This window comes from Streptomyces glaucescens (assembly GCF_002154375.1).
Taxonomy (GTDB): Bacteria; Actinomycetota; Actinomycetes; order Streptomycetales; family Streptomycetaceae; genus Streptomyces; species Streptomyces glaucescens.
Genome location: NZ_MUND01000038.1, coordinates 1 through 14,578, shown reverse-complemented (window position 1 = coordinate 14,578; position 14,578 = coordinate 1). Strand labels below are relative to the sequence as shown.

Genomic DNA, 14,578 nt, shown 5'->3' with positions numbered 1-14,578 from the left:
CTGGAGGGAAGCTGCGCGCCGTTCGCGGCTCGACGCTTCTTCGGCGCGCGGTTTCGACGGCGAGCGGCCAGCTCGTCGCCCTGGGCGGTCACGCGACTGTGTGGGTAGAAGGGACAGGGCTCGGCTGCGTCGGCGGTGTGATGTTCACGCCGGATCCGCAGAAACTTTGGAGCCACCTGTCATAGGGGGAAGTACCCCGGGTACTCTTGGCCATCGTCGGCACCTTCGTCGTGGTTGTGTGTCGGCCCGGCCCCGCACCCGGTGTTACCAGCACCAGGACCACTGCGGGGCCGTTCCATGTCGTCTGTGAGCGCCGTGGACCACATCTGAGTGGTCGTCTGGCGCAGGCACCAGCCTACCGGTTGACCATGCCACCTGTCCCAGCTCCTCCCCACGTGTCTCTAGTACGACTTGTCACACCCCAAAGTGACGCCCCGTCAGTGCCCCCCGGCCCCCTCACCATCCACCGGATGCACCGGCCTCGACCGCACCACCACCTCCCGTGACCGGCCCACCAGACCCGCCATCGCGTGGAACCCCGTCTCTTCCAACTGCGCCTTCAACGCCGCAAGCGTTTCCCTGTGCAGCCGGGGCGCTGCATAGAACTGCGCACCTCGCCACCCCGCCTCCAGCCCCCGCTCGTAGATCGCGTACGCCACCGCCGGATCCACATCCGGCCACCGGTCCGCCAGCAGCGTCTTCGGCGACGGCGCCGTGGCGGCCTGCCCAGCAGCAAGGAGCCCCGCAATGTAGGCGCCGGCCGACATGTTCCATCCCGCGCTGACCGCGTCCGCGCCCATCACCTCGAACGCCGCGGCCTCCTCGGCGGACACGGACGGGACGGCGGGAGAAGGGGTGATCTCGGTCATGCTGCGGCCTCCAGGCACTCGGTCGTGTCGATGAACAGGTCGTGCACGTCCGCCACATCCGCCAGCTCGGCGTCCAGGTCGAACGCGAGCTGGCCCTCGATGCGGGCGAACCAGGTCCGGCGCGGCCGCGGAACCCGCACCGGCTCATACGGGCCCGGCGCCGGAAGCCCGACCCGCGACGTCACCGTCACCGGCGCAGGCCTCGGGGCAGGCGCTGGCATCTTCGTCGGCGGCGGCACCGCCGGCACCGACCCGTCATCCGCCACCACCGCAACCCCGTCCAACAGCCCCCGCCCCTCCGCAGCCGCCAGCAGCTGCGCCCGGGACGCGGACCGCGGCAAGCCCAGCAGCGTCGTCAGATTCGACCGCTGCCAGTTCGCCGTCCGCACATCCACCCCCGCCCGCTCCGCCACCTCGAACGGATCCCAGCAGACGGCGAGCGCCCGCAACACAGCCTGCTTCTGCGGCGTAGCAAACCGCCGGTCCGGCGCCGCCGGCTGAGCATGCCGCGCCGCGATCAGCGCCTTGTGCCGCTCCAACGCCGTACGCCCACCCCAGATCCCGTCCGGCTCCGCCAGCCTCCCGTCCGACGTGATGCTGTTCGCGTACGCATCGCACTGCACCATCACCGCACAACCGAGACACACCTCGATCGCAGCCGCCTGACGAGCCTCACGCTCCTTCTGCGGCTCACCACCCTCACGGTCCGGACCCGACCACGCATCCAGCGACAACGCCAGATTCCCCGCCGCACGACCCGGCACATCCACATCCGGGGCACACCCCCGATACCGGTACCGGGGATGCTCCTCCCACGCCTTCCTCAATGCGATCGAATCGGTCACTGGGGGCCTCCCTCCAACGTCGGGTCAATCCGGGATGTGCGGGCAAGAGCGTCCTCGAGGACCAGGCCGGCCTCGTCGATCACGGCCCGCTGCGCGACCACCGCGTCGATCCGGCGGCGGAACGCCTCCAGGTCACGGTGCAGACAGGCATCGGTCAGCCGGTGCGCCGCCCGCTCCCGCACCAGCACGGCACGCAGGCGACGATCCCGGCGGACAGCAGCCGAAACGGCAACCGCCGCGGCGAGTGCCGCGGCGGCAGTGAGGAGACGGACAGGACAACGCACGGCACTCACCTCTCTCTCGGGAAGGCGGACGAACAACGGGGACGAACGCGGGTCAGGGCCGGTACAGGGCGTTGGGGCGGGAGGCCTCCGCGGCCGCGCGCTCACCAGCCCGGCGAGTCGGCTGCCGGGTCGGCGACGACGGCCAACGCCGCTCCCACCACAGGGCGACCGCGACACCGACCACGGCGAGCAGGAACACGACGGGCAGAACCAGCCCCGGAACACGGTCAACGGACATGACGAGACCTCGATTCGGCGAACAGCCGGGAAGATGAGGAACTACGGGTGCCCCAAAAGCGGGGACTTGGTGACTCAGGCGGCCTCGTCGACGTGGGCAGCCTTGCGTGCCTGCCGCCCCTGGCGCCGATAAGCATTCCGCGCATCGCGACACGGCTGGCAGGGCGGGATCCCCAGTCGGTAGTGCTCCCGGTCCCCCTCAAGCGTCCCGCAGCGGCCCGTCCAGTCCGGGAACGCCTCCGGGTCATCGATCGTGTCGTCGTCCCAAGCGCCGACCGGCGCCCAACCACGATTCGCCGCGTACCGCTTGGCCCGCGCGATGCCAGCTGCCGTCGCTCCACGCTCGCGCGGATCGGTACGCCACAGAGCGTCGTACATCGCCCGAACGGCAAGCACCCTGCGGGCCAGCACATGCGGGCGACCGAGCATGGTGCCGAAGTTGGACGGTGTCATGCCCAGATGGGCAGCGAGGTGCTGCTGCGGCCAGCCGACGGCAACCAGCGCCCCCACCCGACGACGAGTTCCCAGCGGGCTGACCAACGTGGACGGCGCCAAGTTCTCCAGAGACGGCTCCACCGCCAGAACCGCAGCCGCCAGCCCCGGGCGCACCTTCTCCTGCGGTGCCGTCCCCCGCTCTGGCCGGCCGTTCAGAACGGCCTGGAGCCGCTTCCGGTCGACGCCGGCCACCGCGGCGATGGTCCGAAGCCCCATCTCGCATGCCTGAAGATGACGGATGTGGACACGAACCGGCTCAGCGTCCACCCACGGCTCCCACGTCCCAGCCGTCATGGCCTTTGCACGGTTCTCGTCATACCGGCTCCGCGCGAAGCCGCAGACGTAGCAGCGGCAGCCGTCCAGCCGGTACCGGGCGTACCCATGGTCCCGCTCCCCGGCCATCAGGCGGCGCTCCTCTCCGTACCGCCCTGGGCGGCCAGCTTGTCCAGTTCGGTGATCCGGCTGTTCAGCAGCTCCCGGAACGTCACCACACGCCCGTCCTTCAACGGCACGTCGCTGTCGGCGACCCCGTGCTTCTCCGCATCGAGGATGATCTGCCCCAGCGGCCGCGAGCTGCCCCAGCACTCCAGGGCCTGCGCCCGCAGACGAGCGAGATGGTCCACGCTGCCATCGGCCGAGGCGGCCGGCCCCTGCTCCGGGCTACCGGACGGCTGCCCGCTGCCCTGGCCGTCCTGCTCAAGGGACGCCCCGCCAGACTCGATGATCTCCAGGTCCGACGACGTCCACAGATCCAGCGCCATCCCGAACCGCATGCCAGCGTTACGGATCGCGTCGCCGATGACCTCCTTCACCGCGTCCCCGCCTGTCTTGTCGCCGGCGTGCCCGTACCCGAGCCTGGACATCCCGCACACCGTCAGCCGGATCCACAGCCCGCGGTAGCCGTCCACCTGGGGCAGACCCCGCTCGTCGACCGTCAGCGGCTCCCAGTCCCAGAACGGATCCACGTTCAGCAGCCGGTTCGTCGCCTCGGCGTGCCCCACGTAGGCCAGGTCGATGTGGCCCCCGGTCGGCATCTTCTGACCGCACTTGCCGCACTTGGCCATGCGGTGGTTCTGGCAGCCCTGGCCGCGGGAGTTCTTGCACGCCCCGCACCACACGCGCGGCAGGTAACGGATCTCCTCCGGCTTGAACGGCTCCCGCAGACGGTGCAGAGCTTCGATCTGCTGCTCACGCGTGTACCCGAAGGTGTTCGCGGGCCGCGCGGCCTGAAAAAAGGTGTGCGAGGTGGGGCCCTCCGCCGTGATGGTGGCGGGGGCCTCGGGCGCATGCGCCATGAGGTCTCTCCTATGGGGTTATGCAGTGCTCAACGGGGTGCACGGGACCGGCCCGGTGTCGGCGTCCAGACCAGCCCGCACCCACGGGGGCCGGTCAGTCCGCCGGACGCTCCACGCCCAGCTGGTCCAGCAGCCACTCGATAGCGATCGACGACAGCGTGATCCGGTACCCGGCCTCCTCTGCCACCTGCGGGATCTTCGCGCTCACCTGCTCCCGCAGATCCTTCGGTACCGTCACCGTCATCGTCGTCTTGCTGTAGTGGGCGCTCCCACGGACCGCCACGACCCGCGGCGGCACGAAGTCGTCGTCCAGGAACGCGCGGAAGCCCTCCACGACCACGTTGCTCGGCACGGCTCCCTTGTCCTCGGCGGCCTTCGCCAGCGCGTCCTTCAGCCGCCGGTCCAGCGTCAACGGCAGCGGCGACAGCTCGCCCTTCGACTCGGTCTCCCGCAGCCAGTTCCAGGCGCCGGGCGCCAGCACCGCTTCGACGTCCAGGGCTTCCTCTTCGTGTCCGTCGGCGCGGAGCACGTTGGCGGCCTTCTGCAGGCGGTCACGCCAGGGGCGGGTCACTCGGTGTCCTCTCGGTCGGCGCCCGTCCTTCCGGGGCCGGCCGGGCGGGCGCGTGGGGGCATGTCGCACGCCAGTCTCCTCCATTCAAGCATTGGCACGCCATGCCGTACCGGTATGGCGGCCGGAACGGATCGTCCCGGTGACCACAACAGTACCCGCATGAACCTTGCATGGCAATGCTCAACTGGTTATGGTGGGCACACCGCACCAACAAGGGGGACCCGATGAAGCTGACGAGCCGCCAGACCACGCGCAAGACGCTCACCGACCTCTACAGGGCCGCTGACCACCGCTGGGCCGTCACCATCACCTACCTCAAGCCCGGCGAGCCCGAACCCACCGTCCGCACCATCGAGATCTCAGAACTCCGCACCAGCGCCGTGAAGATCACCAAGACCGGCGAAGTCCGCGGCGGCGACATCTACATCCACGCCATGTGCCGCCTCCGCGCCGCCGAACTCGCCCAGCGCCAGGCCGCCGGCGAGGACACCAAGGGGGAAACCGCAGCCCGCGAGTTCGCCCTGTCCGGCATCCTCAGCTACACCGTCCACCGCATCGGCTACGTCCTCACCCCGCCCGCCAACACCACCTACGAGCCCACCCCCAAGGCCCCCGCCCACGACGAACAGGCCATCATCCGCTTCGAGCTCGAACGCGACCCCGACGACGCCGACTACCAGCCCCGCCGCAAGCTCACCCAGACCGACACCGACCTCGCCGCCTAGGAGGCATCACCCATGGGCAACATGCACGGCACCGTCTACCGCAACGGCAAGCAGATCGACGTCGGCTACGACGTCCCCACAACCTGCGAGCAGCCCGGCTGCACCGAACGAATCGACCGCGGCCTCGGCTACCTCTGCGGCAGCATGCACGGCGGCGACGAATTCAGCTGCGGCGGCTACTTCTGCGGCCAGCACCTCTACATGGCACCCGAGGGCTACCTCGGAACCCGTTGCCTCCTGTGCCGTGACCGCGGAGCCGACCCGACCGAGGAGTCCTCGGACGCGATGGTCATCACCTACGACTGACCCGAGATACACCGAAGGCCACCGCCCCGGACCGGGGTTGGTGGCCTCGCATGCTGATCGCGTCAGGCGATTGTAGAACCGGACCTTGCCATCGCGCCACCCCTTGCCCTTGACCTGGGAGAACACGTAACGTGACCGCAGATCGTCAAACCATCCATGATCGGATATGCAAAGCTGAGGGATGCGTGCTACCGATCCGAGCCGTCGGAAAGGCCGAGGGCTTGTGCACGCAGCACTATCAGGACCGTTTGAAGGACCTGGCTGCCAGCACCCAGAAGAACGTCTCCCGCAAGGGACCCTGCCTCGCCGGTGACTGCGACAAGCCTCGTAGGTCGCGTGGGCTATGCAGCGCCCACTACCACTACAGCATCCGACGTCTCGACACCTGCCCTGCGTGTGGCAGCGCGAAAGACCGGCGAAGTGCTCTCTGCGGCGCCTGCCACACGACTGCTGTCACAGTTCAGGCACCCACCGAGAAGATGTGTTGGATGTGCCGACAGACGCTTCCGATCAGCGCCTTCGGGCTGAGGAAGTCTAGCCAGGGAGCGGCCAAGTGGCGGTCACGGTGCAGGGACTGTGAGGCAGCCGACCAGCGTCTTCGGGCGAAGAACGCTCTGCGCCGGCACACGCAGGACAGAGCCAGCAAGTCCTACGCCAGTCTGCGCCGATACGCCAAGAAGCTTGGTATCCCTTGGGCCGAAGTGGTAGAGCGGTACCCGGTCGACAACCGCTGTGAGGTATGCAGGCGGACCCCACAAGAGGCCAATCACGGCGGCCGGTACGCCCGGCTATCGCTCGATCACTGTCACGAGACCGGGCAGCTGCGCGGCTTTCTGTGCGGCCCGTGCAATACGGGAGTCGGGCACCTTGGGGACACCCCAACCAGACTTCGGGCAGCCTTGAAGTACCTGACCACTGCGGAGCAGCGGATTCGGTCTGCCCAGAAGATCGGTGAACAGGACAAGATACCCGGTCTTTGGGAGTGACCCGGATCGGCTATGAGCGGCGGGACGTCGATCACGAGCCGATACCGGGGCTGTGAAGCGCGGTTGTCAGCGGCCGACGCTAGACTTCAGCAGCAAGCGGCAGGACGCGTACGCCGCCAACCGCATGACCCCAAGACCGCACCCACGCAGCGGCAGGGGATGGTGAAGGTCTCTCGGGGCCCGCGAAGCAGCACCCATCCGTCACGGACACCTCTGTGCGGCGAAGGGCGTGGGCACCGCCGGAACCCGGAGATGATGACCGTGCCGAAGAAACAGTCGACCGCCGCGAAGAAGGCCCGCGTCGTACAGCGCCAGGCCGGTGGTAAGCACACTGCGCTCCTTGCCCAGCAGGCCGTGTGCGGCGAGCAGCTGGACCCGTTCGGGGTCCTGCCCGAAACGTGCGCCCGCCCCCCGCACCCGCAGCAGGAACCGTGCTCGCAGAACCGCGACTTCGACATCGATGCGTGGAAGCAGCGTGTGGCGGCTGAGTGGGCGGCGGAGGAGTCCCGCAGGGCGGCCCTGACCCCGCAGGAGCGCGCGGAGGAGGACGAGCGGGCCCGGGAGTCGGAGCACGAGGAGATGCGCGCGGCCGCGGACGACGGCTTCGACCCGTTCGAGAAGTACTACGGGGACGTGGACTGACGTGGCCGTAGAACGCAACGTCGAGGCCCTCGCCCGTATCTCGGCCTACGAGCGGCACGGCACCACCATCCTCGGCGGGAGCTTCGCCGACTGCCTCTGCCCGAAGCGGCGGTGCGGTGGTGTGGCTGAGGACGACCAGAGGCTGGATTGCCCGGAGCATGCTCTTGATCCGGTGCAGCGTTGGCACTGGGCAGCGGAGTGCCCAGGTGTAGGCGGCTCCTGACACACCGCGGGTGAGAGGGGGAAACGCCGGCTCGCTCACCCGTAGCGTGGTCCCAGGCCCCGCCGCCCCGCCCGCCGGCACCCTTCCCCACAAGATCGAGACTCTTCACGAAACCTCGGGACCCCACCCACCAGGAGAAGCCGCGCGCGCAATCCCCCCGCGCTTCCCCGCACACCGCGACCACCCCGCCACCTGGGCCGAGGCACCCGAGGTTTCGTGAAAATCTTGATCTAGAGAGCGGAACGGGCAGGATAAGGAGCATGGACCCCCGTGCACTGCTCGACGCCTGGCTCACCTCCGGCACCCTGCGCCCCTCCAGCCAGGCCGCCTACCGACAAGAGGTCACCTCCTGGCTCGACTGGTGCGACCACACCTGGCCCCACGCCGGCCCCATCGTGGACCCCTACCACTTCGGCATCGAGCACGTCGCCGCCTGGTCCTACGACCGCTACCTGCACGAAGTCCTCGGCACCCGCCCCTTCGACGGGCCCGCCGCCCTCGCCTGGATCGCCCAGCACCACCCCGCGACCGCCAAATCCCACGACCGGCGCATCACCGCCCTCACCCAGTACTACAAGGCCGCCCAGGACCACGGCATCATCCGCCTCACCCCCGACCTCACCGAACTGCGCTCCGGCCTCGACCGCGACGACACCCCACCCAAACGCCTCAACCCCAGCGAACGCGCCGCCCTCTTCGCCGCCATCGGCGGCTGGGGCCCCACCAACGCCCGCCACTACCTCCGCGACCGCCTCATCGCCTACCTCCTCCTCGAAGGCCTGCGCCCCTCCGAAGTCACCCGCGTCGACAGGCGCCACCTCTACGACCTCGGCAACGGCACCTGGGAAATCCGCGCCCCCGACGACTTCGAAAACGTCGGCAAAAAGTTCGTCCTCGAGCCACTGACCTCGGCCGCCCTCGTCCACTACCTGCCCAAACGCATCAAGCCCGCCGACGGCGTCCACGCCCTCATCATCGGCCAGGGCGGCCACCCCATCGTCCGCGAATACCCCAACAAGATCGTCCAGCAGATCTGCGCCACCAGCCCCGTCCTCGCCCACCGCACCCCACCCGTCACCGCCGACACCATCGCCCACACCGGCTACTGGGACACACCCCCAGACCCACCCGCACGCACATAACGTGGAACCGGACGCAGCGACCGAGCGAGGAGCCCCTTTGATGGACACCACCAAAGCCACACCGGTTGCAGCGGTCACGACCGGCATCGCACAGCGCCCAGGAACTCAACCGCCCTCCGCGGACGGCGCGCACGTACACCGCCGCGGCGACCAGGTCTGCGCGGCCGTCGTCGATGGCGCCGGCCACCGGCAGGAAACCATCGACTTCGCCCAGCACATCCCCCCGGTGATCACCCTCATGGGCATGGCCATGGGCGGGCTCGTCGCCCTGACCACCGCCGGAAGGATGGCCGCCGCCTACGACCGACCGCCCCACATGTCCGCCGTATACGCCTCGATGGAACCGGGCTCCCCCACCAGCGTCCACTGGATCGGCGACTGCCGGGCGTACGGCTGGGACGGGCAGAAGCTGACCCTGTGGAGCCGGGACCAGACCATGGGCGAATGGCTGCGCTGGAACGGCGGCGTCTCCATCGAGATCGCGGAGACGCAGGACAACTGGGCCCGGCTCGGCCTCGCCCAGGCGACAGAGATGACGTGCCGCCAGCTCGAGATCCCGGAGGAGGTGCCCGTGGTATTGCTCGTTACCGATGGCGTCTCGGATCAGGTGGACCTGGAGACGGCGGAGAGGCTGTGCAAGGAGCACGCTGCGTCCCCGCAGGCTCTGGCGGACGCGCTTGTCGCGGCTGCCGAGGGCGAAGAAGACGGGCCTGCTGGGGAGACGTACCGTGACGATGCGACCGTGGTCGTCCTGCGCAGGACCGACTGACCCATAACACCACCAGCTGGCGTCTGCACAGGATTGCAGAGATCAGGAGGCCACCGGATAGCCTGCCGGGCACGCCGACCACGAGGACCCGGACAGCGCGGGCGCCGCGCTCGTGGCTGGTGGTCACGATGTGTCCCCGTCTCTAGGTGAGGTCGGCGGTGGAGTTGTCGTCCCAGCCGTCCTCGATCTGGAAGTAGCCGTTCATGGAGCGGGAGTGCCGGGCCCAGCCGCCCTGGTCGGCGATGACGACCGTGTCCTTGCCCTGCTTGCGGGCAGCGGTGGCGTGGCCGATGCGCAAGCTGTGACCGGTCCAGGCGAGTCGGACGCCGGCGCGGACGCTGATCCGTTTGATGGCGCGGGTGACGGAGTCGGGGACCATGCCGCCGGTGACGCGCCCGGAACGGTGGATGCCGACGAACGCGGGCGCGTCCGGCTGGGACCAGCGCGGCTCCGCCTCTGCGGCGAGCCGTTCCCGGTAGGCCTTCCACGCCTCGACGGGGCAGATCTCGGGGTCCTTCTGGTAGAGGATCTTGGCGTCGCGGACGCTGTGCTTCGTCTTGCCGGTCAGGATGGAGATGACCAGCCCGCGGGGATGCAGGGTGACGTCCCCGGCGAGGAGCCCGGCGGGGTCCTGGGCGCGGGCGGCGTAGTGGAAGCTCGTGAGGATGAGGGCCTTGTCGCGGGCGCCGGCGAGGGTGTCGGGACAGGCGCGTACGACGCGGTAGAGGTCGGGGACTTGGGCGGTGGCGGCTTTGCCGCGGCCGCGGCGCTCCTTGTTCTTGAGCAGCTTGACGGCGAGGCCGTCGAGGGAGCGGCGTGCTTCGGCTTGGTCATCTCGGGTGACGGTGACGCCGCGGCGGCGGAGTTCGACGACGGTTCCGGCGAGGATCGTGGACGCGGAGCTGGGGGCGTAGCCGCGGCCGTTGGTCTGGCCTTGGCGGAGCATCCAGGCGACGTAGGCGACGAGGGAGCCGCGGGATCCTTCGAGGAGCGGGAGTTGCTGGGTGGTGGTGAAGCGTTCCCAGACGCGCCAGGCTTTGGCGTAGGTGTCCTCGGTGTTGGCGGCGGCGATTTCGCGGCGGACGGCGTCGGCGAAATCTTCGGCTTGGGCGAGGCGGTGAGCGGCGTCGATGCCGTGCCGGGCGGCCCACTTCTGGATGAGAGCGGCACGCTCAGGCTGGACGGCAGGGAGGTGCTGCTGGGTCACGGCCGCCATGCCTCGTTGTAGTCCGGGTGATCGGCGTAGGGCAGGGCGAGCAGGCGGAGCGTTCGACACGGGTACTCGGGGTACTTCCCGGTTGCGTCGCAGGTGGCGCAGAAGTCCAGCATCTCTTCTGAGTCTTCCAGTTGGCGATGCAGCTCCAGTAGGTCGCGCTTCGCGTCAACCTCGGCGAGGACACGTTCGGCTTCACCAGGTGCTCGGGCGCCGGTGCGGGTGAAGACGGATAGGGCCTGCACAGTGTCAGGGTCATTCTGGACGATGTCCATCAGGGCAAAGGCGCCCTCCGTTGCCTGGGGAGAGGAGACGATGGCACCGCTCTCTCGAAGCCGGATGGCGGCCTGCATGAACGTTGCGTCGTCGTCCAGCCGGTCGTGTAGGAACTGCACCAGGTCTTCCACGGGAACCCTCGTCTCAGTGTGATCGGATAAGGAGAGGTTATCCGACGCCACACGTGATGATCCCCGGGGCGAGGGTCAGGGGCGGGATCCGACCGTGTCCCCCTGGACGCTCTCCCACGCCGAAGGCCCGTACATGACCTCGATGCTGTTGTTCATGCCGGAGCCTTTGAGGATTACCAGCACACCGCTGTCGAGCGTCTTGTACGTGTAGCGACTTCCTTCGGCGTCGTCGTAGCTGATGGTGCGTTCCGCCTGCGGGTAGTCGGCGGGGAGCGAGGAACCGAGCAACGTCACGTGAACTGCCATACACCGACTGTACGTTCCGCGCGGATGGTCGGGCAGTTAACTCACGTTATGCGCTTCGCTGGGACCGAGTGGGTCGTGCGGCACACCGCTCACGCAATTCCATACGCAGCAGGAATCCGAGCCAGCTCTCGACGTCGTCCGGGTTCTTGCAGAGCCGGCTGAGCCGCACGCCCATGTGCCGGTCGGTGACTCCCCAGCGTTTCCTGCCCCACCACGTCCGCGTAGTGAAGGCGGCGTAGCGGATCGGGTGGCAGTCGTCTCCGCAGTCGAACGCTTTGTAGGGGCGTGTGCTCGGCTCCAACGGGTCCCCCTAGGTCAACGGTCGGCTTCAGGAACATTACCTAGAGCCAGAGGGTGGATTCCCCTGCGCGTGCCCGCAAGCCTTCTCAACCGGTTCCCGTGAGCGTGGCTGCCGCACGCCCTGGAAGATGACGCGGAGGTTCGCCTTCACCTCGTCACTCAGTGGCGGGGCGCTTGCCGCGAGCGCGTCGACGGCTGTCATGGCCTTCGGGCCCAGGAGGTCCTCGGCGCACTGCGTGCAGAACGGCTTCGTCATACCCCGATCAACGGCTGCGCTCGCCGATGGGTAGCGACAAGTGAGCTTATCGGGAACCACGCGGATCGCTGCCCGAGCGCGCCCTTCGCTGACGGGTCGTCAGATTCTTCGTCAGGAGCGATTCTCCGCGCACGGCGCCTCGACGTCACGGGGGTGCCTTCGCCCTGAACGCTACTGCGATCCTTGGATTACACCCTTGCCTCAACTTCAAGGATTGCTACCATGGGTGCATGGCAAGCAACGACAAGCCCCGCCTCATCCCGACCGGCACCTGCTGGTGCGGCTGCGAACGCGAAGTCGGCCTCGGCAAGTTCTTCGCCGCCGGCCACGACAAGGCCGCCGAAGCCGCCCTCATCGCCCTCAAGTACGAGGGCAGCGTCCCGCACTTCCTGCACGCCCACGGCTACGGCCCCCACCACTCCGTCAGCGCGGCCGCCGTCAAGGAAGGCGTCTGGGTGGAGTGCGACGAGTGCAGCACAAAGCCCGGATACCGAGGGACACAAGAGAGCGTCCAGAACCACAAGCGCAAGTACCACCGACGCAGCGACGAGAATGAGGACATCATGGGCGTTACGGGATCCCTGGGACAGGCGGTTCGCGCACTCGGCGGGCTGTGGGACACCCAGCGCGCCGTCACCGCTCTCCGGGACGCTGGACACGGCCAGGGGGACGAGCAGCAGCAGGAAAAGCGAGCCCGCGAGGCCCTCCGTCAGCTGGCGGACGGGGGACTGCTCGTCAAGGTGCAAGACCGCCCCGTCCAGTACCGAACCACCGAGCAGTGAGGACACCGGCCATGACCCGCGAGGAGTACGAGGAGAAGCATCGGCGCTTGGAAGCCGACGCCGAGGACGCCCGCAAGGCGTACATCCGGGCAAAGACCGTCTACGACGGCCTTTGCGACGACATGCGGAACCTGCGCATCGAGTGGCAGGAGCAGCAGCGGGCCGCCGACCGCGACACCGAGAAGTGAGGACCGTAAGCCTTGTCCGTGCGCCCGAAGGACTGGACTGCCCAACAGTGCGCCTCTTTCAGAGGGGTGCCCCGTCTGCGCTGGCTGGAGGATGTCCAGGCGGGCTTGGAGCCGAAGCCCACTGTCGAGCGCGATGGGATGACTCTGTGGAATGCGGCTGAAGTCCGTCGGTGGAAGCGCCCCGATGAATGGTCTGCGGCAGAGTGCGCTGACTACCACGGGATCTCCGCCGCTCAGTGGCGGTCGCTGGCGCAGCGTGGGCTGGTCGCCGCGCCTGTGCGAAAGGTGGGGACTACGCTTGTCTGGAATATAGGTGTGGCCAAGTCCGCCACCATTGTTGGCCGTCCCGTCGAGCCACGGGAATGGACGGCCGCACAGTGCGCGGCGCACCTGGGGGTTTCGACGGCAGCTTGGCGAGCTGCGGTCCGCCGCGGTGATGCGCCGAAGCCGGTCCGGTCACATGGAGCATCTATGTTCTGGAGCGCTGATGAGGTCGAGGCGGTCGACCTGTAACCCCCGGCGGGGGTCGGTCAGCGCCGGGGCCCTGCTGGGCCCGCCACTCCTCGAGTGCCTCCGATAGCTGACCGAACACAACGGTGCCCCCGCTGAGGAAAGCAGCGGGGGCACCGTCATGCAGGCTACCTGCCCCTTAGGCGCGGCCCAGCGACCACCCTTGGACATCTGCGACCCGTGTGCGCCACAACGGCCGCTCCGGACCGAACGGCGCGATCCCCTGCATGCTGGTCGAGTAGTTCGTGATGAACTTCGCGTCCCGAAGGTGCAGGTGGTTCGACCGCGTCTGGCCCTGCGCCGCCAACTCCTCCTCCACGACGCCGACCAGATGGGAGATCGAATCGGCGTCTCCCCCGATCGTGGCCAGCCACGCCTTGAGTTCGTTTCGCCATCGGCTGTGGCCGATCAGCTCGCCCGTGACCAGGACTCCACCCACCTGCAGGGTCACGCTGAGGGCGGACCTATTGGTCTCGTCGCTGTCGAGCATCGCCACGATCGACATAAGGTACACGTCCCTGATGGGGTCAGGGATCACCACATGGCTGTGCGGCTCAGAGGTCTCTGCGCTCACCGTTCACCGTCCCCGCCTGTTGAAGGATCTTCGGCAGTGCCACGCTATCTGGCACCGCTGACAATGAGGAGATCAAAGAGGTAGGACAGTGCGGTGGAAGCCTTGCCAGGACCGCGACGCTGTCGGTCCCCGCTGCCCCTGATACCGGGACCCCCGCTCCACAGACCCGTACGGGTACTTCGCCGGGCCGCTCATCTGGAACACAGCCAGCTGTCCGACCTTCATCCCCGGCCACAGCTTGATCGGCAGGGTGGCCAGGTTCGACAGCTCCAGCGTGACGTGACCCTCGAAGCCGGGGTCGATGAACCCGGCCGTCGAGTGGGTGACCAGGCCCAGCCGGCCGAGCGACGACTTGCCCTCCAGGCGGGCGGCCAGGTCGCGGGGCAGGCGGACCCGCTCGTACGTGGACGCCAGGACGAACTCGCCCGGGTGCAGGATGAACGCCTCCCCGTCCGGGACCTCGACGAGGCGGGTCAGGTCGGCCTGCTCCACCGCGGGGTCGATGCAGTCGTGGCGGTGGTTCTCGAACACTAGGAAGGCGCGGTCCAAGCGGACGTCGATGGAGGCGGGCTGAAGCATCGCCTCATCGAACGGTTCGATGCCGAGCCGGCCGCCGGATATCGCGGCGAGGAGGTCTTGATCGGAGAGGAGCA

21 protein-coding genes are annotated in these 14,578 nt (G+C 68.4%); 9 read left to right on the top strand and 12 right to left on the bottom strand.

The window, feature by feature from the left end; all coding sequences use genetic code 11:
* Nucleotides 1-185: hypothetical protein (locus CCN42_RS43650; protein ID WP_211294618.1), on the top strand; the 185-nt coding region annotated here is incomplete at its 5' end.
* Between the two features lie 252 nt (nucleotides 186-437).
* Here CCN42_RS43650 and CCN42_RS03045 read toward each other — a convergent pair.
* From CCN42_RS03045 to CCN42_RS03015, 7 genes are all read right to left on the bottom strand, one after another.
* On the bottom strand, nucleotides 438-869 hold the full coding sequence (locus tag CCN42_RS03045; protein WP_086732938.1) for a hypothetical protein: 432 nt from the start codon (nucleotides 867-869) through the stop codon (nucleotides 438-440).
* Nucleotides 866-1,714 (bottom strand): WhiB family transcriptional regulator, encoded by an 849-nt coding sequence (locus CCN42_RS03040; protein ID WP_086732937.1) that lies wholly within the window; start codon nucleotides 1,712-1,714, stop codon nucleotides 866-868. Before CCN42_RS03040 ends, CCN42_RS03045 begins: the two co-directional genes overlap by 4 nt.
* Nucleotides 1,711-1,902: a hypothetical protein gene (locus CCN42_RS03035; RefSeq protein WP_086732936.1), complete on the bottom strand. Its 192-nt coding sequence runs from the start codon at nucleotides 1,900-1,902 to the stop codon at nucleotides 1,711-1,713. The genes CCN42_RS03040 and CCN42_RS03035 overlap by 4 nt, the downstream gene beginning before the upstream one ends.
* 148 nt (nucleotides 1,903-2,050) lie before the next feature.
* The gene (locus CCN42_RS03030; protein ID WP_086732935.1) at nucleotides 2,051-2,236 is read right to left on the bottom strand and encodes a hypothetical protein; all 186 of its coding nucleotides are present in this window, start codon (nucleotides 2,234-2,236) and stop codon (nucleotides 2,051-2,053) included.
* 74 nt (nucleotides 2,237-2,310) lie between these two features.
* A complete protein-coding gene (locus CCN42_RS03025) occupies nucleotides 2,311-3,132 on the bottom strand; it encodes a hypothetical protein (protein WP_086732934.1) in 822 nt (273 codons plus the stop codon).
* Complete coding sequence (locus CCN42_RS03020; protein ID WP_086732933.1) at nucleotides 3,132-4,025, bottom strand: hypothetical protein; 894 nt, start codon at nucleotides 4,023-4,025, stop codon at nucleotides 3,132-3,134. Before CCN42_RS03020 ends, CCN42_RS03025 begins: the two co-directional genes overlap by 1 nt.
* A 94-nt stretch (nucleotides 4,026-4,119) precedes the next feature.
* Complete coding sequence (locus CCN42_RS03015) at nucleotides 4,120-4,596, bottom strand: hypothetical protein (protein WP_086732932.1); 477 nt, start codon at nucleotides 4,594-4,596, stop codon at nucleotides 4,120-4,122.
* 170 nt (nucleotides 4,597-4,766) lie between these two features.
* On the opposite strand from CCN42_RS03015, the gene CCN42_RS03010 reads away from it, so the two are divergent.
* From CCN42_RS03010 to CCN42_RS02985, 6 genes are all read left to right on the top strand, one after another.
* Nucleotides 4,767-5,321: a hypothetical protein gene (locus CCN42_RS03010; RefSeq protein WP_143661839.1), complete on the top strand. Its 555-nt coding sequence runs from the start codon at nucleotides 4,767-4,769 to the stop codon at nucleotides 5,319-5,321.
* A gap of 12 nt (nucleotides 5,322-5,333) precedes the next feature.
* On the top strand, nucleotides 5,334-5,627 hold the full coding sequence (locus CCN42_RS03005) for a hypothetical protein (RefSeq protein ID WP_086732930.1): 294 nt from the start codon (nucleotides 5,334-5,336) through the stop codon (nucleotides 5,625-5,627).
* 479 nt (nucleotides 5,628-6,106) lie between these two features.
* The gene (locus tag CCN42_RS46040) at nucleotides 6,107-6,613 is read left to right on the top strand and encodes an endonuclease domain-containing protein (protein ID WP_086732929.1); all 507 of its coding nucleotides are present in this window, start codon (nucleotides 6,107-6,109) and stop codon (nucleotides 6,611-6,613) included.
* A 261-nt stretch (nucleotides 6,614-6,874) separates the two neighbouring features.
* Nucleotides 6,875-7,255 carry a hypothetical protein gene (locus tag CCN42_RS02995; RefSeq protein ID WP_143661837.1) on the top strand — a complete coding sequence of 127 codons (381 nt, stop codon included), beginning with the start codon at nucleotides 6,875-6,877 and terminating at the stop codon, nucleotides 7,253-7,255.
* 483 nt (nucleotides 7,256-7,738) lie between these two features.
* Nucleotides 7,739-8,620: a site-specific integrase gene (locus tag CCN42_RS42425; protein WP_086732927.1), complete on the top strand. Its 882-nt coding sequence runs from the start codon at nucleotides 7,739-7,741 to the stop codon at nucleotides 8,618-8,620.
* 40 nt (nucleotides 8,621-8,660) lie between these two features.
* Nucleotides 8,661-9,389, top strand: coding sequence for a SpoIIE family protein phosphatase (locus CCN42_RS02985; RefSeq protein ID WP_086732926.1), 729 nt, complete (start codon nucleotides 8,661-8,663; stop codon nucleotides 9,387-9,389).
* Nucleotides 9,390-9,531: 142 nt separating this feature from the next.
* On the opposite strand, the gene CCN42_RS02980 is transcribed toward CCN42_RS02985, so the two are convergent.
* The 3 genes from CCN42_RS02980 to CCN42_RS02970 form a co-directional block, all read right to left on the bottom strand.
* The gene (locus CCN42_RS02980; RefSeq protein WP_245877122.1) at nucleotides 9,532-10,596 is read right to left on the bottom strand and encodes a tyrosine-type recombinase/integrase; all 1,065 of its coding nucleotides are present in this window, start codon (nucleotides 10,594-10,596) and stop codon (nucleotides 9,532-9,534) included.
* On the bottom strand, nucleotides 10,593-11,009 hold the full coding sequence (locus tag CCN42_RS41110) for a DUF6221 family protein (protein ID WP_107427538.1): 417 nt from the start codon (nucleotides 11,007-11,009) through the stop codon (nucleotides 10,593-10,595). Before CCN42_RS41110 ends, CCN42_RS02980 begins: the two co-directional genes overlap by 4 nt.
* 75 nt (nucleotides 11,010-11,084) lie before the next feature.
* Nucleotides 11,085-11,315, bottom strand: coding sequence for a hypothetical protein (locus CCN42_RS02970; protein WP_143661836.1), 231 nt, complete (start codon nucleotides 11,313-11,315; stop codon nucleotides 11,085-11,087).
* Between the two features lie 786 nt (nucleotides 11,316-12,101).
* Between CCN42_RS02970 and CCN42_RS44130 the strand changes: the two genes are divergently transcribed.
* Both CCN42_RS44130 and CCN42_RS42420 read left to right on the top strand, forming a co-directional pair.
* Nucleotides 12,102-12,653 (top strand): hypothetical protein, encoded by a 552-nt coding sequence (locus tag CCN42_RS44130; protein WP_245877121.1) that lies wholly within the window; start codon nucleotides 12,102-12,104, stop codon nucleotides 12,651-12,653.
* Nucleotides 12,654-12,664: 11 nt separating this feature from the next.
* Nucleotides 12,665-12,841: a hypothetical protein gene (locus tag CCN42_RS42420; protein ID WP_158102056.1), complete on the top strand. Its 177-nt coding sequence runs from the start codon at nucleotides 12,665-12,667 to the stop codon at nucleotides 12,839-12,841.
* A 649-nt stretch (nucleotides 12,842-13,490) separates the two neighbouring features.
* Here the strand turns inward: CCN42_RS42420 and CCN42_RS02960 are convergent.
* A complete protein-coding gene (locus CCN42_RS02960) occupies nucleotides 13,491-13,925 on the bottom strand; it encodes a hypothetical protein (RefSeq protein ID WP_143661835.1) in 435 nt (144 codons plus the stop codon).
* Between the two features lie 72 nt (nucleotides 13,926-13,997).
* Nucleotides 13,998-14,578 (bottom strand): dCTP deaminase (gene dcd, locus CCN42_RS02955; protein WP_107427537.1); only part of this gene is annotated, 581 nt, incomplete at its 5' end.

Bases quoted from the DNA above. Each gene is read 5' to 3' on its own strand.
- CCN42_RS42420 (WP_158102056.1), top strand. From the start codon at position 12,665: ATGACCCGCGAGGAGTACGAGGAGAAGCATCGGCGCTTGGAAGCCGAC.
- CCN42_RS42425 (WP_086732927.1), top strand. From the start codon at position 7,739: ATGGACCCCCGTGCACTGCTCGACGCCTGGCTCACCTCCGGCACCCTG.
- CCN42_RS02970 (WP_143661836.1), bottom strand. From the start codon at position 11,315: ATGGCAGTTCACGTGACGTTGCTCGGTTCCTCGCTCCCCGCCGACTAC.
- CCN42_RS44130 (WP_245877121.1), top strand. From the start codon at position 12,102: ATGGCAAGCAACGACAAGCCCCGCCTCATCCCGACCGGCACCTGCTGG.
- CCN42_RS03020 (WP_086732933.1), bottom strand. From the start codon at position 4,025: ATGGCGCATGCGCCCGAGGCCCCCGCCACCATCACGGCGGAGGGCCCC.
- CCN42_RS02985 (WP_086732926.1), top strand. From the start codon at position 8,661: ATGGACACCACCAAAGCCACACCGGTTGCAGCGGTCACGACCGGCATC.
- CCN42_RS46040 (WP_086732929.1), top strand. From the start codon at position 6,107: ATGTGTTGGATGTGCCGACAGACGCTTCCGATCAGCGCCTTCGGGCTG.
- CCN42_RS03010 (WP_143661839.1), top strand. From the start codon at position 4,767: ATGGCAATGCTCAACTGGTTATGGTGGGCACACCGCACCAACAAGGGG.
- CCN42_RS03045 (WP_086732938.1), bottom strand. From the start codon at position 869: ATGACCGAGATCACCCCTTCTCCCGCCGTCCCGTCCGTGTCCGCCGAG.
- CCN42_RS03025 (WP_086732934.1), bottom strand. From the start codon at position 3,132: ATGGCCGGGGAGCGGGACCATGGGTACGCCCGGTACCGGCTGGACGGC.
- CCN42_RS03005 (WP_086732930.1), top strand. From the start codon at position 5,334: ATGGGCAACATGCACGGCACCGTCTACCGCAACGGCAAGCAGATCGAC.
- CCN42_RS03030 (WP_086732935.1), bottom strand. From the start codon at position 2,236: ATGTCCGTTGACCGTGTTCCGGGGCTGGTTCTGCCCGTCGTGTTCCTG.